The sequence below is a fragment of the Gilvimarinus sp. 1_MG-2023 genome (assembly GCF_030548285.1).
This window is the reverse complement of record NZ_JAUOSC010001893.1, coordinates 1-230: the sequence shown is the minus strand read 5'-3', so window position 1 is coordinate 230 and position 230 is coordinate 1. Positions and strand designations below refer to the sequence as shown.

General features: G+C 43.0%; 1 protein-coding gene. It reads left to right on the top strand.

Going from position 1 to position 230, the window contains the following annotated elements:
• A partial coding sequence (locus Q4563_RS23275; RefSeq protein WP_303606235.1) for a hypothetical protein occupies positions 1 to 219 on the top strand: 219 nt, incomplete at its 5' end.
• Positions 220 to 230: the final 11 nt, after the last annotated feature.

Sequence of the window (230 nt, the reverse complement as noted above, 5' to 3'; positions counted from 1 at the left end):
GGGGAGCTGGAGGCGAGTATAATGGAGCGCAGTGGTTTAGTAGACTCTGTAGCAGGGCCGGTTATTGTAACAATTCATGCTTTTGTTCTGTGTTTTGCCTTTGTCACTGAGCAATGGCACTGGAATGTGGCAAAAACCGGGTTTAATTTTAGAATTTTGTGCGATTTCCCTTTGACAGTATTTGGTTTTATCCCTATTATTGCGCGCTTTTGTCTCTAGCAACTACTAGT